Raw genomic sequence first — 26633 nt, 5'->3', positions numbered from 1 at the left:
AATCAATGTCTTTTAAAGCAAATTATTTTGACGGAGAATCATCAAAAACGTATTTAGCATCAGTACATCCAAATACAACAGATTGGAGGATTTTATTTACTGATGAAAATGGTTTACATAAAGAAGTGCATTGGAAAATTGAAGATATTCAAAAATCAGAAGTTTTTACCAAAGGATTAATTGCTTTCACATATGGAAAAACTTTTCCATTTCAGAAAATTGAAAGTTCAGACAATACTTTTATTGAATACATTTCTAAAAGCATTCATAAAAATTTAAACAATAAAATAGATATTTTATTACATAAATCAGGCAATAAATCTATTACTTTATTACTATTAGCAATTGTTGGTTTTGCCGCAGGTATGTATTTTTATGTAATACCAACTGTCGCTATTAATTTTGCTAAAAACTTACCGAAAGAACGTGTTATTACTTTTGGTAATTATGTTTATAGAGCATTATCTCCCGATTGGGAGATTGACTATCAACAATCAAAAAAATTACAGTATTTTGTAGATGCCATGCAAATAGATAGTGAATTTCCAATAAAAGCACACGTTGTTAAAAACGATGATCTAAACGCTTTTGCAATTTCTGGAGGAAAAGTTATAATATACTCTTCTTTATTAAAAAAAATTGAAAACGAAAATCAACTTGCCGCTTTAATTAGTCACGAAATTTCACATATAAATAACAGACATGTGTTAAAAAATGTATCTCGCAACTTATCAAGTGCTATCTTTGTCTCTGTTTTATTTGGTGATATTAACAGTATAACTGCTATTATTGGTGAAAATGCGCATCTATTTTCTCAGCTCTCTTTTACACGAAGTTTAGAAAAAGAAGCCGATATTTTCGGGTTAGAAATGATGCGAAAAAACAATCTAGATTTACACGGAATGCCTGAATTGTTTCAACTTCTAAAAAAAGAAACTTCGAGAGATATTCCTTCTTTTTTAGATAGTCATCCAATGCTAAAAGACCGTATTGAATACACTAAGAAAATTGCCGATAAACAAGAAAGCTTTGAACAAAATGAGATTTTAAAAGAAAAATGGCTAGACCTTAAAAATTCTTTTTCTTCTGAAGAGAAAACAAAAAGTTATGACGATCTATTAAATGAAAATTATTAATAAAAATATTGTAATTACTGGTACCAGTAGAGGAATTGGGCTTGAACTCGCTAAACAATTTGCAAATGCAGGTTACAACGTTTTAGCTTTATCAAGAAAAACAAACTCTCTAGAAAGTTTAAATCATAAAAATATCACTCTCATTTCTACAGATTTATCTGATGTAAATGACATAATGAAAGCAGTCAATTTTGTAAAATTAAATTGGCAAAAAGTAGACATCCTAATCAATAATGCTGGTAAACTCATTAATAAACCATTTGAAAAATTAACTTCAGATGATTTTTTAGAAGTGTATAAAGTAAATGTTTTTGCTGTTGCTGAATTGACTAAAAACCTACTTCCATTTATGGAAAAAGGAAGTCATGTAGTTACTATTAGCAGTATGGGAGGAATTCAAGGAAGCATGAAGTTTCCTGGTTTAGCGGCTTACAGTTCGGCAAAAGGAGCTGTAATTACATTATCAGAGTTGTTAGCAGAAGAATACAAAGAACAACAAATAGCATTTAATGTATTGGCTTTAGGAGCTGTGCAAACAGAAATGTTAGAAGAAGCTTTTCCAGGTTATATTGCTCCATTATCTGCAAAAGAAATGGCCGATTATATATTTAATTTTGCCCTTACAGGAAATAAATTTTACAACGGAAAAGTATTACAAGTTTCGAGTTCAACACCTTAATGCAAATTCTTTACAAACACATCCCTAAAAAAGCTGTTCCGTTAGTTGAGTATTTAATTATCGAGCATAAAATCAATTTAAAAATTGTAAATCAACGACACACCAAACATGGTGATTTTAGAACTTTTCCTAACGGAAGTACTCAAATTACTGTTAATAATAATTTAAATGAGCATCAGTTTTTGCTGACTTTAATCCACGAAGTTTCTCATCATGTAACACATAAAAAATTCGGTCGTGTTCAACCACATGGTAAGGAATGGAAAACTGTTTTTCAACATTTAATGTTGCCTTTTTTACAACCTGAAATTTATCCTCAAAATGTACTACCTCATCTAGCTAATTATTTAAAAAATCCGAAGGCAAGTACAGATGCCGACGTAAATTTATCATTAGCTTTACGAGGAGGTATGGCAGAAACCGGAAAGAGCTTTATCTTTGAGCTTCCAAAAGGAAGCGTTTTTCAGTTTAAAAGTAAACTCTATAAACGCGGAATAAAGAGAAGAACACGTTATGAGTGCTTAAATTTAGCAAACAAACGTGTGTATCTTTTTAATCAGAATGTAGAAGTTTTACTTGTTGAGTAAAACAAAATCAATCAAAATTATGAACAATAATTATTACGCAGTTATTATGGCGGGTGGTGTCGGCTCTAGGTTTTGGCCTGTAAGTACACAAAAATTTCCAAAACAGTTCCATGATATGTTAGGAACGGGAGAAACGCTAATTCAACGAACTTTCGAAAGAATTAATGAATTAGTGCCATCAAAAAATATATTAATTGCAACCAACGAACGATACGAAAAACTAGTGTTAGAGCAATTACCTAAGGTTAACCAAAATCAGTTATTGTTAGAACCTGCAATGCGTAATACTGCACCTTGTATTTTGTACTCTGCTTTAAAAATTTATAATCAAAATCCAAACGCGGTTATGTTGGTTGCTCCGTCTGATCATTGGATAGACAATGAAGCTGAGTTTATTAAAAACATTGAAACTTCATTCAAAGCCTGTTCTGAAAAAGATATTTTAATGACGTTAGGAATTCAACCTGATCACCCTAATACAGGTTATGGCTATATTCAATTTGAAGCAAATTCTGCAGAAATAAAAAAAGTAAAAAACTTTACCGAAAAACCAAATCTAGTAACTGCAAAACAATTTATAGAGAGTGGTGATTATCTATGGAATGCAGGAATTTTTGTGTGGTCGGTGAAAAGTATTATCAAAGCTTTTAAAAACTATTTACCAGAAATGGTTGATGTTTTAGATGATGGAAATAATGTTTATAATTCTGATTTTGAAGATGACTTCATCCGTAATAATTATGAAAAATGTGAAAACATTTCTATTGATTTTGGTGTCATGGAACGCGCTAAAAACGTTCATGTTTTACCTGTTGATTTTGGTTGGAACGATTTAGGAACCTGGGGTTCTCTTTATAATAAGTTAGAAAAAGACATTCATAATAATGCAACTGTTGGTGCAGATACTATTTTTAGAGATGCCAACGGAAACATGATCCGAACTCAAAACGGAAAAAAGGTCATTATTCAAGGTTTACAAGATTTTATCGTTGTAGAGAAAGAAGATGTTATTATGATTTGTCCTAGAAAAGACGATCAAGATATTAAACAAATTATGGCGAACGCCAAAAATACTTTTGGTAATGAGTTCGTATAAAAAAATCCGCTGAAAATTTCAGCGGATTTTTTTATATCATTTTATGGAATATTACTTATAATTGTTGGAAATTTCTTCAAAAAAAGGATAATAATACTCAACCATATAAGAACCATTTTTTCTACCTAACACATTTCCGTTTTCATCAATCATTATTAATGTTGGAAATGAAGTTTGCGCATACCTTCTACTAAGCTCTTCATTTGTTGCTTTATTTTTAGCGGTTACTAAATCTTTATTTCTAGGATAATCTGCTAAGTATAAAACCATATTTTCTTTCGAATATGCTTTAAACTTTTCTGTATGAAATAAGTTTTTATCTAACTCCATACAAGGTCCACACCAATCTGAACCCGTAAAATAAATTAAAATAGGCTTATGTTCTTTTTTTGCTTTTTTAACGGCTTCTTTAAAAGTTGATTGCCAATCTATTTGTATTAAATTCTCTTTAGTCTGCTCAACCTCATCACCATTAGAAACAACGGTACTTTGTGCATTTAAAAAACTCACAACACCAATAAACATTCCTAAACCTAAAATCAATTTCTTCATCTGCTATAATACGTTTATATTCAGTTCACAATACCAAAAACAATGCCAATATAATAAATTTATTTTTTTATAAACTCCTGAATTTCAAAAACAAACAGTTTTTCATCAGTTAAAAAAATACTTTTTATTGCTATATAACTAATATTAGCTACTTTATCTTTAAGTCGAACGTAATCTTTCTCGGTAGTAATTAATATTTTTTCTTCGGATTCAATTCCGTTAAAAACAGTATGTATTCTTGAAATATCCTCTGAAGTAAAATTGTGATGGTCTGGGAACTTCAAATGTGTGAAATTAATGTTTTCTTCTGATAAATAATTTAATAATGGAGTCGGATTTGCAATTCCTGTAACCAAAACAATTTCTTTATTTTTTAAATTTTCTATTGAAATCTCCCCGCTTCCTTTTAATTTTTTATCATAATCAATAGCGGTAAAAAATACTTTTTGATTTGACTTCAGGTTGAGTTTTTTAATGATTTTATTTTGTTCTGTGTCTGATAGATTTTGCGGACATTTAGTTACAACAACTATATTTGCTCTCTTCGCTCCTTTTCTACTTTCACGTAAATGTCCTGCAGGTAAAATAAAATCGTTTACATATAAATCGTCGTATTTGGTAAGTAAAATATAAAAACCTGCCTTCACTTTTCTATGTTGAAAAGCATCATCTAACAATATAATTTCTGGTGGATCTACTAACTTCAATAACTGTTGAATTCCGTTCGTTCTATTAGCATCCACAGCTACAGTAACATTATCAAATTTTTTAAAAAATTGGAGTGGTTCATCTCCCACATCTTCTGCAGAATGCGTTGAATTTACTAATTGAAATCCTTTCGTTTTTCGTTTATATCCACGACTTAAAACTGCAACCTTATGTTCATTTTTTAATAATCGAATTAAATATTCAATTTGTGGCGATTTACCTGTTCCTCCTACACTTAAATTCCCAACAGCAATTACAGGAATATCAAAGGATATAGATCTTAAAATGTTAACATCAAATAAAAAATTACGAATTGAAATTATCAAATCGTATAAGATGGCAAATGGAAATAGTAAAAACCGAAGTATTTTCATTAAGCCAAAAGTAGAAAATATTTCCGTCATTGCGAACAACAGTGAGCCAATCTTATTAAATAGATTACTTCGTCGTTTCTCCTCGTAATCACTAAATTTAGTAACTTTGATTTCAGTTAATATAGAACTATGCAAATAAAAGACATCACTAATTATTTAGAACATATTGCACCTCTTTCATACGCAGAAGATTTTGATAATGTAGGTCTACTCCTTGGTAATTACCAAACAGAAGTTACAGGAGTTTTAGTTACTTTAGATACTCTTGAAGAAACTGTTGATGAAGCGATTGCTAAAAATTGTAACCTTATTGTTAGCTTTCATCCTATTATTTTTAATGGCCTTAAAAAACTAAACGGCAATAATTATGTAGAGCGTGTAGTATTGAAAGCTATAAAAAATAATATTGCTATTTATGCTACACATACTGCTTTAGATAATTCTAACAACGGAGTTTCTGCTAAAATGTGTGAAGTTCTTGGATTAGAAAACACACAGGTTTTAATTCCGAAAAAGGGAATTATAAAAAAATTGACCACTTATATTCCTTTTGCTGATGCCAATGATTTACGAAATAAATTATTTGAAGCTGGAGCCGGAAACATAGGAAACTACGACCATTGTAGTTTCAACGTTGAAGGAAAGGGAAGTTATCGTGGTAACCCTGATTCTAATCCTACAGTTGGTGAAAAAGGAAAGCTAATGTTTGAAGAAGAAACTTGTATTTCAGTGGTTTTTGAAAATTATCTAGAAGGAAAAGTCCTTAAAGCATTATTTAGTAATCATCCGTATGAAGAAGTCGCTTATGAAATAATTACATTAGATAATACTAACCAAAATATAGGAATGGGGATGATTGGTGAATTGTCATCAGAAATGAATGAAAAAGATTTTTTACAATTCGTTAAAAAGATATTTAAAACAGACTGTGTACGCCATTCAGAATTACTAAACAAATCGATAAAAAAAGTAGCTGTTTTAGGCGGTTCTGGAAGTTTTGCTATCAGCAATGCTATTAGATCAAAAGCAGATGCTTATGTGAGTGCTGATTTTAAATATCATGAATTTTTTAAAGCTGAAAAAAGGATTTTATTAGCCGATGTTGGTCACTATGAAAGTGAACAGTTTACAAAAAACCTTTTAGTTGAGTATCTTACCGAAAAATTTAGTAATTTTGCAATTATTTTAAGCGAAAAAAGTACAAATCCAATACACTATATTTAAAGATGGCAAAAAAAGAAGTAACGGTAGAAGAGAAATTAAGAGCGTTATACGATTTACAATTAATCGATTCTAGAATTGATGATATTAGAAACGTTCGTGGTGAATTACCTTTAGAAGTTGAAGATTTAGAAGATGAAGTTGCCGGATTAAACACCAGAATTTCTAACTTAGCTGAAGATGTTGCTAATTTAGAGGCAGATATAAGCAATAAAAAATTAGCGATGGAAGAGTCTAAAACGCTAATAACTAAATACGAAGAACAACAAAAGAACGTTCGTAATAATCGTGAGTTTGATTCTTTAAGTAAAGAAGTTGAATTTCAAGAATTAGAAATTCAATTAGCCGAGAAAAGAATTAAAGAATTTAAAGCTAAAATTGCTCAAAAAAATGAAGTAATTGACAGTACTAAAGAAAGATTAGCACAACAACAAAATCATTTAGATCACAAAAAAAATGAATTAAACGCTATCTTAAAAGAAACTGAAAAAGAGGAGAAATTATTACACGAAAAGTCGGAAGAATATTCTAAATCTATCGACGAGCATTTACTAAATGCCTATAACAGAATTCGTACAAAAGTTAAAAACGGATTAGCTGTCGTTTCTATTGAACGTGGAGCTGCTGGTGGATCTTTCTTTACGATTCCGCCACAAGTACAATTAGAAATTGCCAACCGTAAAAAAATTACCATTGACGAGCATAGTGGGCGTATTTTAGTAGACGCTGCTTTAGCCCAAGAAGAAAAGGATAAAATTGATAGCATATTTGCTTAATATTTTCATCAAAATATATTTTAAAAGCTCTCGGTTACGAGGGCTTTTTTGTTGAGTTCAATTTAAGTTTGCTTCTAAAATTAATTTCTGATAACTTAGCTATTATCGAATAGCTATATTCTAACAAATCAGAACTAAAGATTATGAAAACTCCTATAACAATCAAAAATTTAATCATTTTATTTTTTTTAATAATCTCAACTGCTTGTACCTTACAAAAAAAGAAACGTGTAATTACTTTCCCGAAAACAGATTTAGCTGCAGAGAGTTTTATTCCAAAACCTCTAAAAGTGATTTCTACTAATAGTGGATTTGCTCTGGATAAACATACTGCTATTTACACCTCTAAAAATAATACAGAGTTTGAAGAAGTTGGGAGGTTCTTAGCTAATAAAATTAAAGCAAAAACTGATTTAGATCTTAAAGTAAATATAGATGAAATTCTCGATAAAGAAACCGTTATCTATATTAACCAATCAAATGGTATTAATCACAATAAACGAGAAGCTTATCAACTATACATAACTCAAGATTCAATAATACTTAATTCTAATACTACAGAAGGAGCTTTTAGAGGTATCCAAACCTTACAACAAATAATTCCAGAGACAAGTAATGATACTCTTTCAAGCACTAAAATATGGGTCGTTCCTACAGGAAAAATCATCGATTCTCCTCAATTCGAATATCGAGGAGCAATGCTAGATGTAGCACGTCATTTCTTTAACGTTGAAGATGTCAAAAAATACATTGATATATTAGCATACTATAAATATAATGCACTCCATTTACACCTTACTGATGATCAGGGATGGCGTATAGAAATCAAATCATGGCCTAAACTTACGGAAATTGGAGGAAGTACAGAAGTAGGTGGAGGATCTGGTGGCTTCTATACCCAAAAGGAATACTCTGAAATTGTTAATTATGCAGCAATTCATCATATTATAATTGTTCCTGAAATTGATATGCCTGGGCATACTAATGCTGCCTCTGTTTCTTATCCGTTTTTGAATGGGAATGGCAAAACTCCAAAACTATATAAAGGGATGAAGGTAGGTTTTAGTACATTTAACACTCATAAAGATACCGTTTATGCTTTTATTGATGATGTAGTTCGTGAAATATCTGCTCTTTCACCTGGTCCTTATTTTCACATAGGTGGAGACGAAAGTCATGTAACTAAAAAGAAAGATTATATATATTTTATCACTAAAGTAGAAAAGATTGTTCAAAAATATGGTAAGCGTATAATTGGATGGGATGAGATTGCCACAGCGAATATAGATTCTACTTCCATTTCACAATTCTGGTCTAGCAAAAAAAATGCAGAAAAAGCTATAAATAAAAACATGAAAATTATTATGTCTCCAGCTAAAAAAGCATATTTAGACATGAAATATGACTCGCTCTCCAAACATGGGTTACACTGGGCAGGCTATATCCCCGTTGATACTGCCTACATTTGGACACCAGAATCTTATGATGGTATACCAATAAAAAATATTTTAGGAATAGAAGCACCTCTGTGGTCAGAAACCATTAGCAATATTGATGAATTGGAGTACTTAGCTTTTCCAAGAGCTATTGGGTATTCAGAACTCGGTTGGACAACTCAAGAGAATAGGGACTGGGAAAATTATAGACTTCGTTTGGCAAAACAATCATCTTTTTTAAATCGCATGAATGTTAACTATTACCCTTCAATCTTAATTGATTGGAATAAAAATGAAAATTCTCTTGAAAAGATTGAAAAGTATTGATAATACATATAAAGATTTGATTTGCAACTATTTTACATAAAAACGATAACAATCCCTATAAAAAGCAAAAAACTCGAACCACATTAGGTTTCGAGTTTTTTACTAAGATCTTGATTTTATAAGTTTATTAGCCAAAAACTAATAATCTAGCTTTTTAATATAATCTAACTTTAATTGTAAAAGATCTAATTCATCTTTGAACCCTTGAATTTCTTTACGTACATTTTGTACCAATGGATTATCTGCAGAAGCATTAGAAATAAAGCTTAAATTATTTTCTAATTGCTGCATTTCACGAACCGTTTCATCTATCTTTTTACGAATATAAAATTGCTCGTTATCTAATTTTTTTAAATCCTCTTGTTCTAAATGGTTTTCAATTAAATTCTTAAACTTCATCATTTCAATATCTTCACGACCTAAGTTTAATTTTTCTAATTGAGTATCGATTACTTTATTAAATTTACCGTCTAAATGGCGTGCGTTTCTTGGTAACCTACCTAAATCTCTCCACTTATTTATAGCATCCTGTATATTTTCTAATGTAGCTACTTCTTCTACTTTAAATTCATCTAAGAATACTTTTTTTGCATCTACAACATCTTGTTGCTCTTTATTTAATTCATTTTTACGAGCGTGTAATTTATCAAAATAATAATTACAAGCACTTTTAAAACGTTTCCAAATATCATCAGAAAATTTGCGTGGTACATGACCTATTTTTTTCCAATCGGCTTGAATACGCTTCATTGTGTTGGTAGTTTCCTCCCAATCTTCACTATCCTTAATACTTTCAGCTAATTCAACTAAAGCGATCTTTTTCTTTAAATTATCACTTTGAGAATTTTTTTCTTCTTTATAAAAAACATTCTTTTCTGAATTAAACTTTTTTGTAGCCGCTTTAAATTCTTGCCAAACCGCTTCACTTTTATTATACGGAAGTTTACCAGCATCAAAATATTTTTTACGAATAGCTTCCACTTCTTTAATGCTTTTTTGCCAATCGTTATGTGTCTTATTACCTGAAGTATCGTAAGCGTTAAGCTCTTCAATAACCAACATTTTTGCATCAATAATATCTTGATACTTTGATTTCAATTCACGGAAATGTTCATGGCGTTTATCATGTAGTTTTTTGGTTACCTCGCTAAATTTATCCCAAACATCTTCTCGATGTTCTTTATCTACTGGACCTATATCTTCTTTCCACAAGCGGTGTAAATCCTGTAATTCTTTAAATGCGTCATTAACATCTTCTTTTTCTAAAAGGCCTTCGGCACGAGTAATTAATTTTAGCTTTTCTTCTAAATTATGTTTAAAATCTAACTCTCTAAAGTCTTTATTAAGGTGTAAAATATCATAAAAACGCTCTACGTGATGATGATAGGTTTTCCAAGTATCATTATAACGACTTCTCGGTACAGACCCTATTGCTTTCCATCGCTCTTGTATCTGCTGATACTCATTGTACATTGTTTTTGGATCTGCATTTTCAATCAATGCTTTTAACTCATCAATTACAGCATTTCTCTTATCTAAATTTTCATTTAGTTGCTTTTCTAATTGAGAATAATAAGCATCACGTTTTGTTTTATATTCTTTTAAAAGTTTATTGTATTCTGTTTTAATGGGACTCGAAAATTGAAAATCGATAGAATTTCCTCCTTCTGCTAAAAATGCTTCTTTTTTCTCTGCTAATAACTTACCAAATTTACTATTGAAGGCATTTTTAATTGCATCCGAATTCGCTTTTATTTGTTGAACAGGATTGTTTTTTATTAGCTTACTTAACTCCTCTACTAGTTTCTCTAACTCCATAGAATTGAAGTCTAACATAGGTATTTCGTGCTTCTCATCTTTCTTTTCAGCTTCTTCCGCGACTTCATTTTCTATAGCATCTACTACTTTTGATGTTTCTTCAGTAATTTTACTATCAACTGTACTCTTTGATTTATTCTCTACGCTTTTATCGTTATTTTCTAACATTTATATAATGTTTAAAGTTCCAAAATTAGATTATAAAGATACGGATTATTGCATAATTGCAAAGTTTAATTTAAGTAAAACCCTTTAAAATATTGTGTTTAAGAAGATTTTTAACATCCTTAACCTTAATATAAAATAAAGATTTCTAAAAAAATTAGTTGTAATTTAATTTAAAAACTATTCGAACGATGTTATTTATTCCAAATTTTCCAAGATTTTTCAGCTTGTAATTCAAGCATTTCTAATCCGTTTTTTGTGGTTGCTCCTTGCTTTTTTCCTAAACTTAAAAATGTAGTTTTTGCAGGATTATAAATTAGATCGTACAGCAAATGTTTTTCGTTAATATATTGATATGGAATATCCGGACGATTTTCAATATTAGGATGTGTACCCAAAGGGGTACAATTTATAATAATTGTGTACTCAGTGATTTCTTTTGAAGTTAATTCAGAATAAGTAAACATTTCTTCATTCCTTTTAGTTCGCGTTACAAACTTGTATTTTATATCTAACTTTTTTAACGCATGCGCTACTGCTTTAGAAGCACCCCCTGTTCCTAAAATTAATGCTTTTGTATGATGTTTTTTTAAGAGTGGCTTTAAAGAGTTTTTGAATCCATAATAATCGGTATTATATCCTTTCAACTTTCCTTTTTTGGAAATTTTAATACTATTTACCGCTCCTATTTTTTTTGCCTTTTTATCAATAGTATCTAAAAAAGGAAAAACTTCTTCTTTGTAAGGAATCGTTACATTTAAACCACATAAAACATTTTTATTTTCCTTTAAAATCTCAGATAAATCTTCTATTTGTTGTAAGTCAAAATTTATATATTTATGATTTTCCAGCTTTAATTCTTTAAATTTTTCTGTAAAATACTCTCTGGAAAAAGAATAAGAAATATTTCTTCCCAAAAGACCAAATAATTTATTTTTTTCGCCTTTTACCATAATAATCGATTGCTAAAACTAATAAAATACCTACTAATATAAATCCAATAACAAGCCACGTTTCTTGTTTTTCAAAATCTGGAATGTAACGTTGATAATTTTCTACAATTTTATTTCCTTCTTGGTCAAGTAAAAAATCTCCGTTATCTGTTTTGAAAACAGTTTTTTTCCATGGCCAAACAATTCCTAAAGAACCCGTTATAAAACCAATAATAAGAGCAGTAACAATTTGATGCCATCTTTTTAAAACATAGCCTAAAACATGGGATATTGATACTAATCCAAAGGCAGATCCTGCTGTAAATGATCCTATGATTTTTAGATATCTAATTTTAATTGGATCTTTTAATACATCAAAATTCCCTGAGAATAATTGGCTAATAACATTTCCTAAAACATTTACGCTATCTACTAACAAGAGTACATAATTTCCAAACAAAATAAGTATAAAAGAACCCGACAAACCAGGTAAGGTCATTCCTGAAACACCAATAATACCACAAGCAAAAACAAACCATAAATTATCGTTTTCTTTAGCAGGTGTCATAAAACTAATCGCTATTCCTATAGAAGCTCCAACGATTAACGCTAAGATGTTTTTGGCCCTCCAATCTCCAAAGTCTTTGGAAATATAATAAATAGAACCTATAATCATTCCAAAAAACCAAGCCCAAACATAAAGTTCGTAGTTCTTAATAAAATAATCTAAAATCAAAGAAACACTAAAGTAGCTAAATACACTTCCTAGCATAACCAACACTAAAAATTGTATGTTTGTATATTGTACAAAACTTTTAAACCGTCCGTTAAAAAGTAGCTTAAAGGCTTTACCGTTTATCCTCTGAAAAGCAAATATAAGCTCTTCATAAAACCCCATTACAAATGCAACCATACCACCAGAAACACCAGGAATTTTATTAGCGCCACCCATTACCAATCCTTTTAAGAATAGATTGATTTTTTCTGATAGTTTTCGTTGTTTGTACATTTATTCTGGTCGTTATAACTAAAGACTATTATTTTTAACAGCTAGTCTTTCTAGTAATAAAATTAAACCAAAGCCTAATACTGATAGTAAAACAGCGTACATTATTTGTGGATCTCCATCAAAAGAATAAGGTGAAATTGACAATTCATTAAAAGGCACTTTCTCTCCGTGAGAATTTATTCTATAGGTTAACGCTTTTTTCCAAGGCCAAATTTTATTAAGTGAACCAATAATAAAGCCTGTTAATACTGCCAACGTATAATTTTTATAATTATCAAACAGCCATTTTAATATTTTCGAAAAAGTAAGTAACCCTATAATAGCACCAGTACCAACAAATGCTATAATTTGAAAATTTTTATTATTTACTGCAGATAAAATAGGTTTATATGCCCCTAAAAGCACCAAAATAAAAGAACCTGAAATACCTGGCAAAATCATAGCACAAATTGCTATTGCCCCTGCTAAAAACATAAAAATTGGGGAGGAATTTTCTGAAACTAGAGGGTTTAAAGTGGTAATGTAATATGCTAAAACAGCACCTAAAACTAACACTATAATAGAAATTGTATTCCATTTTGTGATTTGCCTTCCAATATAAATTATACTTGCTAAAACTAATCCAAAAAAGAAAGACCATAATAAAACAGGATGATGGTCGAGTAACCATGATATTACTTTTGCTAATGAAATAACACTTATAACAATCCCTACAAAAAGTGAAAGTAAAAAGGTTCCATTTAATTGTTTCCAAGCTTTTTTAAACCCTTCTTTTTTTAAGGTTTTAAATAATTCTAAATTTATATTACTTATCGACCCCAAAAGCTCTTCATATATACCCGAAATAAATGCTATTGTACCTCCTGAAACTCCAGGAACCACATCTGCGGCTCCCATTGCCATTCCTTTTAACCCTATTATAAAATAATCTTTAATTGTTCTACTCATTCTTAATTTTGGTTGTATCTTTTTTAGTTTTAAAATTAATTAGTGGTCTTTTTTGCTTAACGTTTATACTATCTATATTTTTATCCTTGTTCTTTTTGAGTCCAATTTTTTCTTTCAATTCTTTAATATTATTGAAGTTTACTTGGTAGGATAGTCCCAATCCCTGTGTGTACCCTTCTTCTTCTAATGAATATTGAACTTCATTCGGTTTGTTAAAAAAATTAGCTCTTAACGTTCCTTCTTCATTTAATAACACCTCAACTTTTACTTCTCCAACTACATTTGTTTGAGTATTTCCTCCAACTGGAACCCCTACTTTACCATTTACTAAAACTCTATCGCTTATTTGAGTAGATACAGAAACATCTACCTGATCATCAATAGCGTTTCTTAATTTACTAACATCTGCTTTATCTCCTTGTGTATAGCCTACACCCACTTGAAATTTACTATCTTCACTATTCAACATATTAGACAATATACTCGTTGCCATTTGAGCAGCTGTTCCTGTTATCCCTGAATTGGCACTACTACCAATAGTTTCTTCATCGAAAAAAGTACCAAAAGCCAGTAAAAAAGTAAAGTGTTGCATTTTCGTATTTAAATCGTTTTCATTTAATATAAATTCCAATTCAGAGGCAATAGTTGAGTTTGCATTGGGTATTTTTATATCAAACTCTTGTTTCGAATTAAATAGTCCTCCTGTAATTCTTGTATATAAATCTATGGGTATTTTACGAGTTGAGTTAATATTATCTAATAATTGAGCTGGATTAGCCTTAGTTTCATAAATTGCTGTCAAATCTAATTCAGCATCAAACGGACTCCCATTCCAAGAAATAGTCCCTCCTTTTTGCACGTTAAATGGTTTATTAATAATTCCTCCATATTTAAAATTATATACCCCTTTTTCAATTTTTAAATCCCCAAACATATTAAACTTTCCACGGGTATCAATTTCTATATCCAGATTCCCTGTACCGCTTCCTTTTAAATCACTTCCAGATATTTTATCGATTACCACATGCGCTAATGCATCTTTAGTAACATCCAGCTTAATTGTTAAATTTAACCCTTTAATTTTATCAATACCTAGATTTTGATCTTCTTCTTTATCTTCGGTTTTAAAACGAATGAGTTTATAATTATCTATTGTGGTTACATCGTTTAAAGGAATTACAAAAATGGTTCCCGGTTGAGTACTTCCATTAACATCTATACTTAAATTACTTGTTAGACCTCTTATTTGAGCATTACCTCTTAAAAAAGCAGATCCATAATACGGTATTTCTTCTGCCTCTTTAGTATCTAATACTAATAAATTTGGGGTATTTAAATCTAAATTCATATACCACTTTTCAAATTCTTGATGTGTAACACTTCCAGATAAATATCCTTTTGTATCGAATTTTGTATCTTTTAAAACAATGTTTTTAACTATAAAAGATTGATCTTGTAATTTTATATTGGCATTTTCGATAAAATCAAAATCTATGTTTAAATATGGGAATGTTAAACCTGCTTCTATTAAATTTAAGTTTCCTTTAAAATCAGGATTTGAAATTTCTCCTTTTGAGGTAAAATTACCTGATAATCTTCCTCGTAGGTTTGAAATTACTTCACCTCCAAAATCACTAAAACCGTTAAGCTCGTACTCTTTAAAAGTAATTCCCAAATCCATCGTAGGTTTTTCAGTAGAAAAATCGAGAGATCCTATAGCTTTTACGTTATCAAATTCATAATCTCTTAACGAAATATCAACATCGTATTTATTGAATGAATTTTGTCCTTCTACTTTAATCTTTAAGGTACCTTGAGAAAATTCATTTACAATAACATCCTTAATCGTTAGATTTGCCAATGGTTGTATATTTCCGTCTTTTTGTTTTAATTCGGCGACTCCATTTATAACTCCTTTTAAGTCTAAATTTTCAATTTCTGGCAAAACACTACTTACTTGAACATTAGTGAGTTTTGATTTTAAATCTTTATAATCATCACCAAACAAATCTCCTGAAAATTCAATTTTTTGATCATCAGAAATCAATAAAAAAGGACTAAAAGAAAAGCTATCTTCTCTTAAATCAAATGTAACTTTGTTATCATTATTACCTTCTGGATTTACCACCCAATCATAATCATTGTGATTAAACGTAGATTTTTGTATACCTACCACGGATTTCTGATTTTGATTAATCGTGTAAAAGAAATCTAAATTAAAATCCTCCGCTTTTTTCTTTCCTCCTTTAAATGTTGATTTAAAAAACAAAGTATCATTTACCGTTCTGTTTAATAAATTAAGATCGGTAACATCATAATATTTGGTTGTTATTTTATCAGCAGTTAAGTGTGTATTGTAGAGAGTGTTTTTATTATCAATCCGCAACAAAACTTCATCAATTACATTTTTATAAATATCTAATTGAGGTGATGAAAAGGTTATTTTTACAGCGTCTCTATTCGAATTAATTCTTCCCTTAATTTTTGTGTTTTTACTAATTGAAATATGAGGTAAAAACACATCTACAATTTGATTGTAAATAGCAAAATCGAAATTTATATATTGATTGGGAGCTACTGGTATAGGTTTATAGTTTGTATACACACTCCCTAAAGCATTTTGAAAAACAGGGAATAACTCAGAAAATGTAAATTTTCCTTCTAATTCGCCCTGAACAATATCTTTAGAATCTACTTTTATTGTTTTTATACTGTCTTTTACAGATGAATTAACTTCAAACTGTTCAAAAGGATAAACCTGTTTATTGTTAGTATAAACCACATTGGTAAACGTAGCTTTACCTATGATATCATCAAATGTATTTCCTGAAATATCCAACTCAATTTTTCCTTTTAATATCGCTAAACTATCTCTTTTAAAAAGGTTCGTTTTTGTCAAATCAACTTTATCGATATCTGCCGTAAAATCAAATTTGTTTACTTCGGAAGAAAAATCTGCTAATCCCTTAAATTTTAAATTGAAATTATCATCCTTTGCATCTAAAAAGCCATCAAATTTTTTATTTTGAAACTGACCGTTTACACTTAAATTTTTGTAGGAATACCCATTAAATTCTAAACTAGAGACATTACCTATGATAGTGGTATTGATGTTTTCTACTTGAAAACCACGGCCTCTTACATCTGCTTTTAAAGATATTTTTCCTAATTGAGGATCATTAGCAAATTTACCTAAATCGAAATCAATAAACTCTACTTCTCCACTATACCTAGCGTTATCAATATTATCAATATTAGTTAATTGTAAATCAGAAATAGTACTTCCTATTTGTGAATGAACTTCTAAAGTAGCGTCCATTTGCTCGGGAGTAACTTTAATAATTCCTGAAAGATTAAAATTACCAAACTTTTTAAAATCTGATGGTAACTTTTTTCCCAGTACATTCGGTAAAATACTTCTTAATTGATTATAATTTGAAGAGACTCTATCAATATTTCCATCAAAAACAAAACCTCTTTCGGAATTGAATGCATTTACAAAACCTAAATCACCTTTTATTTGCATTCCATATTTAGAATACATATTTAAATTATCTGCACTAAAATTATTTAAAACTCCTTTTATTTTACCTGTAAAAAACAACATATCTGCACCTCCTAATTCACCATAAAACTTGTTTAAATCTATTACTGATATTGAGCTCTTTTTAAATTCTCCTTGTACTTTAACTTTATCTAAAAAACTTGAAAAATCTTCTCGTTTATACTTAAAAATTATATCTGCAACTACGTTCGTTTCATTATCTGTTTTAATAATTGTATTTTGTAAGAGCATTTGAGTTCTGGTATATTCAAAATCGCTTGACATACTTGTTACATTTATCCCCCTATTATCTGTAAAGTACAACCCTCTTATTTTCATAGAAACATTAGGACCTACTAACGAAAAATCTTGCACACTGGTTCCAGCATTGTATGCAGCGAATTGAAGATGGTTATTCTTATTTTCATCTTTCAATTCAAAAGTTAAACCATCAATATATATGTTTTGAGAATTTAAAACGAAAGGGGTTGAATCTTTTTGAGGTTTATCATCTTCAAAGCTTTTTAAAAAAATAGACATATTATCTTCTTCTTCGCCTTTATAGGTTTTCATATAAAAATGAGCTCCGCTTAAAGTAGCATCCCCTAAATTCACATTATTATCCAGTACTCGTTTTGCATTAAGTAACGATGTTTTTAAGTTTTTTACAAAAATAAGTGTGTCTTGATGATGATCTCGAATTTCTATCCCTTTTAACTGAACACTTCCTAGAAGAGACAAATCTATTTTTTTTACAACAATGCTAGTATTAAATTCTTTATTGAGATAATTTGTAGCAATTTTAGCCAACCTACTCTGAACAGCAGGTATAGATAATATAAGCATCAAAAGGAGAAGAAGAATCAAAATGACTCCTATTAATCTCATTAATATTTTGTTCACTTTTTTGATAACTCGCCTATTAATTTACCTGTAAAACATCAAAAATTTTGCCTTATTACAAAGAAACATCAATTTTAACGAATATCTAACGTATTATGAATATTTTTGTAGCTAATTAATTGAATAATTAAGCGTGCAAAATATTTATATTTTAGGGATAGAAAGTTCTTGTGATGACACTAGCGCATCAGTAATTCATGATGGAAAAGTACTGAGTAATATAGTTGCAAATCAAGAAGTTCATTCGAAGTATGGAGGTGTTGTTCCCGAACTAGCCTCAAGAGCTCATCAACAAAATATTGTACCTGTTGTACAACAAGCCATTGAGCAAGCTAAAATAACAAAAGAGCAACTTTCTGCTATTGCTTTTACTCGCGGACCTGGTTTAATGGGGTCATTACTTGTAGGAACATCTTTTGCTAAATCACTAGCATTAGGATTGCAAATTCCTCTTATTGATGTAAACCATATGCAAGCTCATATTTTAGCCCATTTTATTAAAGAAGATGATAGTAAAATTCCACCATTTCCTTTTATCTGTTTAACTATTAGTGGCGGACATACACAGATTGTAAAAATCACCAATCATTTTGAAATGGAAATTTTAGGTGAAACTATTGACGATGCCGTTGGTGAAGCGTATGACAAGTCTGCAAAAATTTTGGGTTTACCTTATCCTGGTGGACCTTTGGTTGATAAATATGCACAACTTGGAAATCCGAAAGCTTTTCAATTTACCAAACCAAAAGTCGGTGATTTAGATTTTAGTTTTAGCGGATTAAAAACCCAAATTTTATATTTTCTTCAAAAGAATGTTAAAGAGAATTCTAATTTTATTGAAGAAAATCTCCATGATATTTGCGCCTCCATTCAATACACCATTATTGAAATTTTAATTGGTAAACTTAAAAAAGCTGTAACGCAAACAGGAATTAAACATATAGCAATTGCAGGTGGAGTTTCTGCGAATTCTGAGATAAGAAAACGTCTTAAAATTGCTGAAAAACATTGGAATTGGACTACTTATGTTCCCAAATTTGAATACACTACCGATAATGCCGCTATGATAGCTATTACAGGGTATTTAAAATACTTAAATGAAGATTACTCTGATGTTTCTATCACCGCGAAAGCAAGATTAAAAGTTACAGAATAAAAAAAGCGAACTCTTTGAGTTCGCTTTTTTTATTTTATTTTGCCACCTTTATGGAGCAACCTATTGCTTTTGTCTCGGTCGTTACAGGCGCTTTTCCTGCTAGTAAATTATCTACTGCCGCCTCAACATATTTTTCCGATGCCTCATTAGCATTTCCAGAATTGTTATCTATAGCTCCAATATAAGAAACTACCATGCTATTATCTTCTTTTTTACTCAATACAAAAACATGAGGTGTTCTCGTGGCTCCAAATTTTGGATACACTTTTTGCCCTTCATCGAATAAATAAGGAAAGGTAAATCCTTTAGTTTTTGCTCTCTCTTTCATAGATTCAAAATCATCTCCAGGTGAAACTGCGGGATCGTTAGGGTTTATTGCTACTACTGGGTATCCTAAGTTTTTGTATTTTTTATCTAAGGCAATAATTCTATCTTCATACATTTTTGAAAACGGACAATGATTACATGTAAATACTAAAATAATCCCTTTAGCTTTATTATAATCTTTTAAAGAAATCTTTTTCCCATCTATATTTTTTAACGAAAAATCTTCTACAGTATCTCCAACTTTATATCCTTTTATTGAATTCACTGTAAATGCTGATGTAATTGCAAATACTGATAAGATTAATAGTGTTTTAAAAGTCTTCATAATTGTTTAATTAATAAGTTTATTTAATTCTTTTAATAATGATTCATACTCGAACGATTGTTCGTAAAAGGCTCTTTTATTCTTGTTATAAATTAATGTTGCAGGTATTGCTCCACTCCATTTTTCATTAATTTTATTAATCCATTTATTTTGATCTGGATCGTCTAACAAAACTACTTTTGATTGAAGTTTATTGTCTTTTATAAATGGTATTAATTGATCTTCTATTTGATTAGAGAAATCTAAACTCACCAACAACACTTCTACATTTTTATCTTTAAATTCTGTGTTAATCTTTTCAAAAACGGGTAATTCATCTACACAAGGTTTACACCAAGTCGCCCAAAAATTAACCACATAAGTCTTATCATCCTTTTTATTCAACAACGGCTCTAATTGACTGTAATTATACACTTTAATACCTTCAATTTTTTCAGAAATTGCCTCTCTAATTTCTTTTTTTTCATTTTGTTTACATGAAAAAAGTAATACTAAAACTAGTAAATATAGTCCTTTAAATCTCATAGGATAAAAATATGTATTGTGATTCTGTTATTTAAAAAATTAACTTTATTTAACAAAAAAAGCCTCTTAAAAAGAGACTTTAATTTATTTGTTTTTATTGATTTAACAGAAAATTTCATTTAAAATTTTTGCCAAACGTAATCCGCCTTTTTGTAATTGTTCTCTTACAACAGGAAAGTACTCATACGAATAACGGTAACGCAAATCTTCTCCTACTTCTACCGACCCATAAACTTTTTGGGTTATTTGATGTGTGTCTTTAACCCAATCTAAAACACTTCCTTTTTGAATAGCTTTAATTTGTTCTTTCGATAAATCTTTTGCATTACTAGCTAATTCTAAATAACTCATATTCCATTCTTCTATCATGTTTTCGTCCCAAACTCTATGCAAGTTCGTTCCTTTTTTAAACCATTGAACTTGTATTGTGTTTCCACCTTTATCTTCCTTTTGGCCAATATGCATTGGTTGGTGTAAATCTCCTACTAAATGTACTAGCATTTTTAAATAAAATCGTTTATCTTCTTTAGATGATTTTTCATCTTTTAAGACCTTAACACAATAATTTATTCCTGTTACTAAATCTCCTTGTGGATTTTTTTCAGCAGTTTCATAATCACCATCTAATGGCATGTTTACATAATGCCAAGAGTAAAACTCATTATACTTTTTATCAGATTTAATCTGATCTGCATGTGTAGACACAAATGCTAAACTTTCTCCTTGTAATAATTCATCTATTTTTCTTTTAGCACGTTTAGATAAATGATTTTCAGCAATTTTTCCTGTTGCTCTATGACCTGTTGGTCCCCAAACATCAAAAGTTGTAAATCCTGTAAAAACAGCTAATAAAGATAGTATAAAAAATAGTTTTAAAAATTTCATTATAATTATATTTTCCGCTAAAGTAACAAATATTTCAACTCAAATTTTTGGTAATATTAAAAAAAATGATATATCTTTATGACATCAATTTGATATCACTTTAAATTTTAAAATAATGAAATCAGAAAAAATCATCAAACCAACGAATGGCTATGTAATGTTAACCATAGCTTTCTTATTAATTTTTGGAGGTATTTATTTAGCAATATCAAACAGTAACCCTTTATATGTAATTACTTCTTTTTTAGGTATATTTCTTTCACTAGGCCTCATTTTAGTAAATCCAAACACTTCAAAAGTTCTGTTGCTTTTTGGAAAATATGTTGGTACTGTTAAACAAAACGGATTGTATTGGGCTAATCCATTTTTTACAAAAAAAAACATCTCATTAAGAGCGAGTAATTTTGATAGCGAACGTTTAAAAGTAAATGATAAATTAGGTAACCCCGTTATGATTAGTACAATCTTAGTTTGGCGTGTTACCAATACTTATAAAGCGGCTTTTGATGTAGATAATTATGAAAATTTTGTTCGAGTTCAAACAGATGCGGCTGTAAGAAAGTTAGCTAGTATGTATCCGTACGATAATTTTGCTGATGAAGGGCATAAAGAAGACATCACTCTACGTTCTAGTGTAAATGAAGTGAGCGAAGCTTTAGAAAAAGAAGTAGAAGAACGCCTTGCTTTTGCAGGTATTGAAGTTTTAGAAGCTCGAATTGGTTATTTAGCATATGCTCAAGAAATAGCAAACGCCATGTTAAAAAGGCAACAAGCTACAGCAATTGTTGCTGCAAGACATAAAATTGTTGAAGGCGCTGTTAGTATGGTGGAAATGGCTTTAGAAGAATTAAATAAAAAAGAAATTGTTGAATTAGATGAAGAACGAAAAGCTGCCATGGTAAGTAATTTAATGGTAATTTTATGTAGCGACAAGGAAGCATCGCCTGTTGTAAATACTGGAACTTTAAATCACTAAAATTATGATACAAATAATCTTATCATTAACAATTCTAATCGTAGATTTTATATTTAATATTTTAGTCCAATAAAACATGAAAGAATACAAAGTAATAAATTGGAAAATGGGTTTGTCAAAAAATAGCGAACGCTTAGAAGACACCTTAAATAATTATGCCAAACAAGGTTGGTAAGTAACACATATTGCTGAACACTCAGCTAGAATAGTGTTTGAAAGAGAAAAAAACAGATAAAATGAAAGTTTTTAAAGAAGAGCAAAAATTTACACAATGGTGGTTAATTGTAATTTTAATTTTTTCAACCATCACTCCTATTGTTATTGTATTTAGAGAATATCAAGCTTCTGAAAACACATTTGAAGGTAATTATCATAATTTAATTGGTTTAACTATTGGTGTTTTAATTTCAGTGTTAATTTTTTTTCTTAAACTTAGAACACGAATAGATGAAAAAGGAGTTCATTATCAGTTTTTTCCTTTCCACTTTTCATTAAAAACTATTCTTTGGACTGAAATGAGTAATGCTTATACTAGAAAATATGATGCAATTTCAGAATATGGAGGCTGGGGATTAAAAGGTTGTTTATTATGGAATAAAAACAAAGGAAAAGCTATAAATGTATCAGGAGATTTAGGTATTCAACTAACCTTAAACAATGGTAAAAAAATATTAATTGGTACACAAAGAGAGGAAGAAGCAAAACGAGTACTAGAAACTTATAAAGAAAAAATTAAACAATTAAATGGCTAAGAAAAAAGCATTTGCACTACGCATCAATGAAGAAATGCTCAAAGCTATTGAAAAATGGGCATCCGACGAATTTCGTTCTACTAATGGACAAATCGAATGGATGTTAATGCAATCTCTAAAAGATGCTAAACGAGAACCTAAAAAGAAAGAAGAATAAAACCCCGATACTTCATTAACACTTTTTTAAGAATTATAAAACGAATTAACTGTACTTTTATGTTAAATCAGCAATTCTTTTTTTTATGAAAAAAATAACCATACTACTACTTATATTAACTTCTTCATTTTTATTAGCCCAAGATTTCTCTATGGATTTAGTAAAAAACATGAAGCCTCGTAATATTGGCCCTGGAGGAATGAGTGGGCGTGTTACGTCAATTGATGTTGTACAGTCTAATACTGATATTATGTACGTAGGCACAGCTTCTGGTGGATTATGGAAATCTACTTCTGGAGGAATTAAATGGGAGCCTGTTTTCGAGAAGGAAGTAACAGCTTCTATAGGCGCTGTTGCAATTCAACAATCAAACCCTAGTGTAATTTGGGTAGGTACTGGTGAAGGAAATCCTCGTAATAGTTTAAATGGTGGATATGGTATTTATAGGTCCCTTGATGGTGGAAAATCATGGAAATCTATGGGGCTAGAAAAAACCCGACATATTCACAGAATCGTAATTGACCCAACAAATCCAAATACAATTTATGTAGCTGCTATTGGCTCTCCTTGGGGAACACACAAAGAACGCGGCGTTTATAAAACCATAGATGGAGGTAAAACTTGGAAACAAATTTTATTCAATAATATAAAAACTGGAGCTGCAGATTTAGTGATGGATTCGTCCAACCCTAACAAACTAATCGTAGCTATGTGGGAACATAAACGTGATCCTTGGTTTTTTAATTCTGGTGGAAAAGGAAGTGGGCTTTACATTACGCATGATGGGGGAGAAAACTGGAAACATGTTACAGAAAAAGAAGGTTTTCCTAAAGGAGAGTTAGGAAGAATAGGTGTAGCAATTTCTAGAAGTAATCCAAATATCATTTATGCTTTAGTAGAGGCTAAGAAAAATGCTTTATACAAAAGTGAAGATGGTGGGTTTAATTGGAAGAAAATAAATGACAAACCTGGAATAGGGAATCGCCCTTTTTATTACTCAGAAATTTATGTTGATCCACAAAATGAAAACAGATTATATACTGTTTTTACTTATATAAATGTATCGCAAGATGGCGGTAAAAACTTTAACCAGTTAATGCCAGCTTATGGCGTTAATAACGGAGTTCACCCCGATCATCATGCTTGGTGGATTCATCCAACAGATGGTTCATTTATGATTGATGGAAATGACGGAGGTATGAATATTACCAGAGACGGCGGAAAAACTTGGCGTTTTATTGGAAATCTTCCTGTAGCTCAATTTTATCACATAAATGTAGATAATGAATTTCCATACAATGTTTATGGAGGGATGCAAGATAACGGTTCTTGGGGAGGACCCGCTTACGTATGGAAATCACAAGGTATTAGAAATTCGTATTGGCAAGAATTGGCTTTTGGCGACGGTTTTGATGTTGTTCCTGATAAAGAAAATTCTCGTTACGGATATGCAATGAGCCAACAAGGATATGTTTCTCGTTACGATAAGGAAACTGGAAATAATTATACAGTTCGCCCAACACATCCAGATGCTAATATTAAATTACGTTTTAACTGGAATAGTGCAATTGGTCAAGACCCTTTTGATAATTCAACGATCTATTTTGGAAGTCAATTTGTACATAAAAGCACCGATAAAGGTTTAACTTGGAAAATAATTTCGCCAGATTTAACAACTAACGATAAAAGTAAACAAAAACAAAGTGAAAGTGGTGGTTTAACCATAGATGCTACTGGAGCTGAAAATTACTGTACAATTTTAGTTATAGAACCTTCTCCTTTAGAAAAAAACATGCTATGGGTTGGAACAGATGATGGTAATGTACAAATAACTCAAAATAACGGAGCTACATGGACAAACATTACAAAAAACATTAAAGATTTACCCGCTGGAAGTTGGATTACACAAATAAAAGCTTCTAATAAAAATAAAGGTGAAGCTTTACTTATTGCAAATGATTACAGACGTTTTAACTACACACCATACGCATACAGAACCAAAAATTATGGCAAAACATGGGAACGTATTGTTAATGAGAAAGATGTAAAAAGTTATACATTGAGTATTATTGAGGATCCTATCAATCCTAATTTACTGTTTTTAGGTACCGATGATGGACTGTACATTTCTATAAATGCCGGTAAAAAATGGACAAAATGGACCGAAGGATTTCCAACAGTTCCTGTAAAAGACATGGTAATACATCCGCGAGAGCATGATTTAGTTATTGGTACATTCGGTAGAGCTGCTTGGGTTTTAGATGATATTCGCCCATTAAGAGCTATCGCAAAAAATCCAGAAATTACAAAAAAGAATATTGTTTTATTCGAACCGCCTACAGCATATCAAGCAGCCTACCAACAACCAACAGGAAGTCGTTTTGGAGCAGATGCTTTGTATAATGGTGAAAACAGATCTCGTGGTGCTTTGGTTTCTTTTTATGTTAACAAACCAAACACAAAAAAAGAGGACACTCAAAAAAAGAAAAAAGATACTCTTAATACTAAAGAAGAAGAAGAAGAAGTAAGTGTAAAATGGGATTCAATTAAATTTGACATTTTTGATGGTAATCGTCTTATCAGAACTATTAAAAGAAAAACTCCAAAAGAAAACGGAATACATGAAGAGGTTTGGTTTATGGATGAAAAAGGAATCGCAAGACCTTCACGAAAAATTCGAAAACAAAACAGAGAGCCTGGTGGTATTGATGTAAAACCTGGTACATATAAAATAAAAGCCACTTTTGGAGATCAAATTTCTGAACAGAACATAAAGGTAGAATTTGACCCTAGATTATCAATTTCTGAAGGAGCTATTAATCAAAAATATAAAGCTGGTAAAGAATTAGAAAGTTATCAAGAAACAATGGCTAAGGCTGTTAAACAGTTAGTGGAAAGTAAAAACATAGCTAATGATTACAAATCTAAATTAACTAAGGAAGATAAAAAGCTTTATAAAAAACAAATAAAAAAATCGACTGAGATTACGAAGGAAATCGACTCGCTGATTAACATTTTTATAGGTAAAGAAGATAAAAGACAAGGTATAATTAGGAGTCCAGAAGTAAACGTAAATCAACGCCTAAGAACGGCTAATGGTTATATTAGAAGCAGATTTGGAAATTTAACAGAAACAGAAAATCAATTAGTTAAACAATTTAAAGATGCTTTAAAAGATGCTTTATTTAAAACTAATGAATTCTTTGATAAAGATTGGTCTACTTATAAAAATGAAGTAGAAAAGATAGAAATATCTCCTTTTAAAAAAACAGAAAAATTCAATCTTAATTAAAAAATCATAAAAAAGTATATATAAAAT

At 30.2% G+C, this 26633-nt stretch carries 23 protein-coding genes; 13 read left to right on the top strand and 10 right to left on the bottom strand.

The genetic code is table 11. From position 1 onward, the window contains the following. Positions 1-5: 5 nt before the first annotated feature. The 4 genes from C7447_RS12785 to C7447_RS12770 are packed head-to-tail and all read left to right on the top strand — an operon-like array spanning position 6 to position 3498. Positions 6-1136 (top strand): M48 family metallopeptidase, encoded by a 1131-nt coding sequence (locus tag C7447_RS12785; RefSeq protein ID WP_148870899.1) that lies wholly within the window; start codon positions 6-8, stop codon positions 1134-1136. Next, positions 1123-1815 (top strand): SDR family NAD(P)-dependent oxidoreductase, encoded by a 693-nt coding sequence (locus C7447_RS12780; protein ID WP_148870898.1) that lies wholly within the window; start codon positions 1123-1125, stop codon positions 1813-1815. The genes C7447_RS12785 and C7447_RS12780 overlap by 14 nt, the downstream gene beginning before the upstream one ends. Continuing rightward, complete coding sequence (locus C7447_RS12775) at positions 1815-2402, top strand: SprT-like domain-containing protein (RefSeq protein ID WP_148870897.1); 588 nt, start codon at positions 1815-1817, stop codon at positions 2400-2402. Before C7447_RS12780 ends, C7447_RS12775 begins: the two co-directional genes overlap by 1 nt. Before the next feature lie 19 nt (positions 2403-2421). Continuing rightward, positions 2422-3498, top strand: a complete 1077-nt coding sequence (locus tag C7447_RS12770; RefSeq protein ID WP_148870896.1) for a mannose-1-phosphate guanylyltransferase — start codon at positions 2422-2424, stop codon at positions 3496-3498. A 51-nt stretch (positions 3499-3549) separates the two neighbouring features. On the opposite strand, the gene C7447_RS12765 is transcribed toward C7447_RS12770, so the two are convergent. Together C7447_RS12765 and lpxK are read right to left on the bottom strand one after the other, a co-directional pair. Continuing rightward, positions 3550-4050, bottom strand: coding sequence for a thioredoxin family protein (locus tag C7447_RS12765; protein ID WP_148870895.1), 501 nt, complete (start codon positions 4048-4050; stop codon positions 3550-3552). Between the two features lie 59 nt (positions 4051-4109). Then, on the bottom strand, positions 4110-5132 hold the full coding sequence (gene lpxK, locus C7447_RS12760; RefSeq protein WP_148870924.1) for a tetraacyldisaccharide 4'-kinase: 1023 nt from the start codon (positions 5130-5132) through the stop codon (positions 4110-4112). A gap of 129 nt (positions 5133-5261) precedes the next feature. Here lpxK and C7447_RS12755 point away from each other — a divergent pair, with 129 nt between their 5' ends. The 3 genes from C7447_RS12755 to C7447_RS12745 all read left to right on the top strand — a co-directional run bounded on the left by C7447_RS12755 (position 5262) and on the right by C7447_RS12745 (position 8892). Continuing rightward, positions 5262-6356 carry a Nif3-like dinuclear metal center hexameric protein gene (locus tag C7447_RS12755; RefSeq protein ID WP_148870894.1) on the top strand — a complete coding sequence of 365 codons (1095 nt, stop codon included), beginning with the start codon at positions 5262-5264 and terminating at the stop codon, positions 6354-6356. 2 nt (positions 6357-6358) lie between these two features. Further along, entirely contained in the window at positions 6359-7129 is a 771-nt protein-coding gene (locus tag C7447_RS12750; RefSeq protein ID WP_148870893.1) for a zinc ribbon domain-containing protein, read from the top strand. Between the two features lie 143 nt (positions 7130-7272). Continuing rightward, positions 7273-8892, top strand: a complete 1620-nt coding sequence (locus C7447_RS12745; RefSeq protein ID WP_148870892.1) for a family 20 glycosylhydrolase — start codon at positions 7273-7275, stop codon at positions 8890-8892. Positions 8893-9030: 138 nt separating this feature from the next. Here the strand turns inward: C7447_RS12745 and C7447_RS12740 are convergent, their stop codons facing one another. From C7447_RS12740 to C7447_RS12720, 5 genes are all read right to left on the bottom strand, one after another. Continuing rightward, on the bottom strand, positions 9031-10878 hold the full coding sequence (locus C7447_RS12740; protein WP_148870891.1) for a DUF349 domain-containing protein: 1848 nt from the start codon (positions 10876-10878) through the stop codon (positions 9031-9033). A gap of 191 nt (positions 10879-11069) precedes the next feature. After that, positions 11070-11828 carry a shikimate dehydrogenase family protein gene (locus tag C7447_RS12735; RefSeq protein WP_148870890.1) on the bottom strand — a complete coding sequence of 253 codons (759 nt, stop codon included), beginning with the start codon at positions 11826-11828 and terminating at the stop codon, positions 11070-11072. Next, a complete protein-coding gene (locus C7447_RS12730; RefSeq protein ID WP_148870889.1) occupies positions 11806-12816 on the bottom strand; it encodes a DUF368 domain-containing protein in 1011 nt (336 codons plus the stop codon). The genes C7447_RS12735 and C7447_RS12730 overlap by 23 nt, the downstream gene beginning before the upstream one ends. 18 nt (positions 12817-12834) lie before the next feature. Beyond that, positions 12835-13764, bottom strand: coding sequence for a DUF368 domain-containing protein (locus C7447_RS12725; RefSeq protein WP_148870888.1), 930 nt, complete (start codon positions 13762-13764; stop codon positions 12835-12837). Next, a complete protein-coding gene (locus C7447_RS12720) occupies positions 13757-18211 on the bottom strand; it encodes a translocation/assembly module TamB domain-containing protein (protein ID WP_246143072.1) in 4455 nt (1484 codons plus the stop codon). The genes C7447_RS12725 and C7447_RS12720 overlap by 8 nt, the downstream gene beginning before the upstream one ends. A gap of 133 nt (positions 18212-18344) precedes the next feature. Here C7447_RS12720 and tsaD point away from each other — a divergent pair, with 133 nt between their 5' ends. Then, positions 18345-19367 (top strand): tRNA (adenosine(37)-N6)-threonylcarbamoyltransferase complex transferase subunit TsaD, encoded by a 1023-nt coding sequence (tsaD, locus tag C7447_RS12715; RefSeq protein ID WP_148870887.1) that lies wholly within the window; start codon positions 18345-18347, stop codon positions 19365-19367. Between the two features lie 34 nt (positions 19368-19401). Here the strand turns inward: tsaD and C7447_RS12710 are convergent, their stop codons facing one another. The 3 genes from C7447_RS12710 to C7447_RS12700 form a co-directional block, all read right to left on the bottom strand. Continuing rightward, positions 19402-20019: a thioredoxin family protein gene (locus tag C7447_RS12710; protein ID WP_148870886.1), complete on the bottom strand. Its 618-nt coding sequence runs from the start codon at positions 20017-20019 to the stop codon at positions 19402-19404. Positions 20020-20025: 6 nt separating this feature from the next. Further along, positions 20026-20544, bottom strand: a complete 519-nt coding sequence (locus tag C7447_RS12705) for a TlpA disulfide reductase family protein (RefSeq protein WP_148870885.1) — start codon at positions 20542-20544, stop codon at positions 20026-20028. A 102-nt stretch (positions 20545-20646) separates the two neighbouring features. After that, positions 20647-21429, bottom strand: a complete 783-nt coding sequence (locus tag C7447_RS12700; RefSeq protein ID WP_148870884.1) for a S1/P1 nuclease — start codon at positions 21427-21429, stop codon at positions 20647-20649. A gap of 115 nt (positions 21430-21544) precedes the next feature. Between C7447_RS12700 and C7447_RS12695 the strand changes: the two genes are divergently transcribed. The 5 genes from C7447_RS12695 to C7447_RS12675 all read left to right on the top strand — a co-directional run bounded on the left by C7447_RS12695 (position 21545) and on the right by C7447_RS12675 (position 26606). Next, positions 21545-22405: an SPFH domain-containing protein gene (locus C7447_RS12695; protein WP_148870883.1), complete on the top strand. Its 861-nt coding sequence runs from the start codon at positions 21545-21547 to the stop codon at positions 22403-22405. Positions 22406-22481: 76 nt separating this feature from the next. Further along, positions 22482-22580 (top strand): DUF4177 domain-containing protein, encoded by a 99-nt coding sequence (locus tag C7447_RS12690; protein WP_148870882.1) that lies wholly within the window; start codon positions 22482-22484, stop codon positions 22578-22580. A 61-nt stretch (positions 22581-22641) separates the two neighbouring features. Beyond that, a complete protein-coding gene (locus C7447_RS14935; RefSeq protein WP_211354927.1) occupies positions 22642-23157 on the top strand; it encodes a hypothetical protein in 516 nt (171 codons plus the stop codon). Next, complete coding sequence (locus tag C7447_RS12680; RefSeq protein ID WP_148870881.1) at positions 23150-23314, top strand: Arc family DNA-binding protein; 165 nt, start codon at positions 23150-23152, stop codon at positions 23312-23314. The genes C7447_RS14935 and C7447_RS12680 overlap by 8 nt, the downstream gene beginning before the upstream one ends. Positions 23315-23399: 85 nt before the next feature. Beyond that, positions 23400-26606 carry a sialidase family protein gene (locus C7447_RS12675; RefSeq protein WP_148870880.1) on the top strand — a complete coding sequence of 1069 codons (3207 nt, stop codon included), beginning with the start codon at positions 23400-23402 and terminating at the stop codon, positions 26604-26606. Positions 26607-26633 lie beyond the last annotated feature (27 nt).

It is taken from the genome of Tenacibaculum adriaticum (assembly GCF_008124875.1).
Taxonomy (GTDB): domain Bacteria; phylum Bacteroidota; class Bacteroidia; order Flavobacteriales; family Flavobacteriaceae; genus Polaribacter; species Polaribacter adriaticus.
Note: the sequence above shows the minus strand (reverse complement) of the source record. Positions and strands in the feature narration are given on the sequence as shown.

Excerpts from the sequence above, each read along its gene's own strand:
- C7447_RS12785 (WP_148870899.1), top strand. The coding sequence starts at position 6 with ATGTCTTTTAAAGCAAATTATTTTGACGGAGAATCATCAAAAACGTAT.
- C7447_RS12780 (WP_148870898.1), top strand. The coding sequence starts at position 1,123 with ATGAAAATTATTAATAAAAATATTGTAATTACTGGTACCAGTAGAGGA.
- C7447_RS12775 (WP_148870897.1), top strand. The coding sequence starts at position 1,815 with ATGCAAATTCTTTACAAACACATCCCTAAAAAAGCTGTTCCGTTAGTT.
- C7447_RS12770 (WP_148870896.1), top strand. The coding sequence starts at position 2,422 with ATGAACAATAATTATTACGCAGTTATTATGGCGGGTGGTGTCGGCTCT.
- C7447_RS12765 (WP_148870895.1), bottom strand. The coding sequence starts at position 4,050 with ATGAAGAAATTGATTTTAGGTTTAGGAATGTTTATTGGTGTTGTGAGT.
- lpxK (WP_148870924.1), bottom strand. The coding sequence starts at position 5,132 with ATGAAAATACTTCGGTTTTTACTATTTCCATTTGCCATCTTATACGAT.
- C7447_RS12755 (WP_148870894.1), top strand. The coding sequence starts at position 5,262 with ATGCAAATAAAAGACATCACTAATTATTTAGAACATATTGCACCTCTT.
- C7447_RS12750 (WP_148870893.1), top strand. The coding sequence starts at position 6,359 with ATGGCAAAAAAAGAAGTAACGGTAGAAGAGAAATTAAGAGCGTTATAC.
- C7447_RS12745 (WP_148870892.1), top strand. The coding sequence starts at position 7,273 with ATGAAAACTCCTATAACAATCAAAAATTTAATCATTTTATTTTTTTTA.
- C7447_RS12740 (WP_148870891.1), bottom strand. The coding sequence starts at position 10,878 with ATGTTAGAAAATAACGATAAAAGCGTAGAGAATAAATCAAAGAGTACA.
- C7447_RS12735 (WP_148870890.1), bottom strand. The coding sequence starts at position 11,828 with ATGGTAAAAGGCGAAAAAAATAAATTATTTGGTCTTTTGGGAAGAAAT.
- C7447_RS12730 (WP_148870889.1), bottom strand. The coding sequence starts at position 12,816 with ATGTACAAACAACGAAAACTATCAGAAAAAATCAATCTATTCTTAAAA.
- C7447_RS12725 (WP_148870888.1), bottom strand. The coding sequence starts at position 13,764 with ATGAGTAGAACAATTAAAGATTATTTTATAATAGGGTTAAAAGGAATG.
- C7447_RS12710 (WP_148870886.1), bottom strand. The coding sequence starts at position 20,019 with ATGAAGACTTTTAAAACACTATTAATCTTATCAGTATTTGCAATTACA.
- C7447_RS12705 (WP_148870885.1), bottom strand. The coding sequence starts at position 20,544 with ATGAGATTTAAAGGACTATATTTACTAGTTTTAGTATTACTTTTTTCA.
- C7447_RS12700 (WP_148870884.1), bottom strand. The coding sequence starts at position 21,429 with ATGAAATTTTTAAAACTATTTTTTATACTATCTTTATTAGCTGTTTTT.
- C7447_RS12695 (WP_148870883.1), top strand. The coding sequence starts at position 21,545 with ATGAAATCAGAAAAAATCATCAAACCAACGAATGGCTATGTAATGTTA.
- C7447_RS12690 (WP_148870882.1), top strand. The coding sequence starts at position 22,482 with ATGAAAGAATACAAAGTAATAAATTGGAAAATGGGTTTGTCAAAAAAT.
- C7447_RS14935 (WP_211354927.1), top strand. The coding sequence starts at position 22,642 with ATGAAAGTTTTTAAAGAAGAGCAAAAATTTACACAATGGTGGTTAATT.
- C7447_RS12680 (WP_148870881.1), top strand. The coding sequence starts at position 23,150 with ATGGCTAAGAAAAAAGCATTTGCACTACGCATCAATGAAGAAATGCTC.
- C7447_RS12675 (WP_148870880.1), top strand. The coding sequence starts at position 23,400 with ATGAAAAAAATAACCATACTACTACTTATATTAACTTCTTCATTTTTA.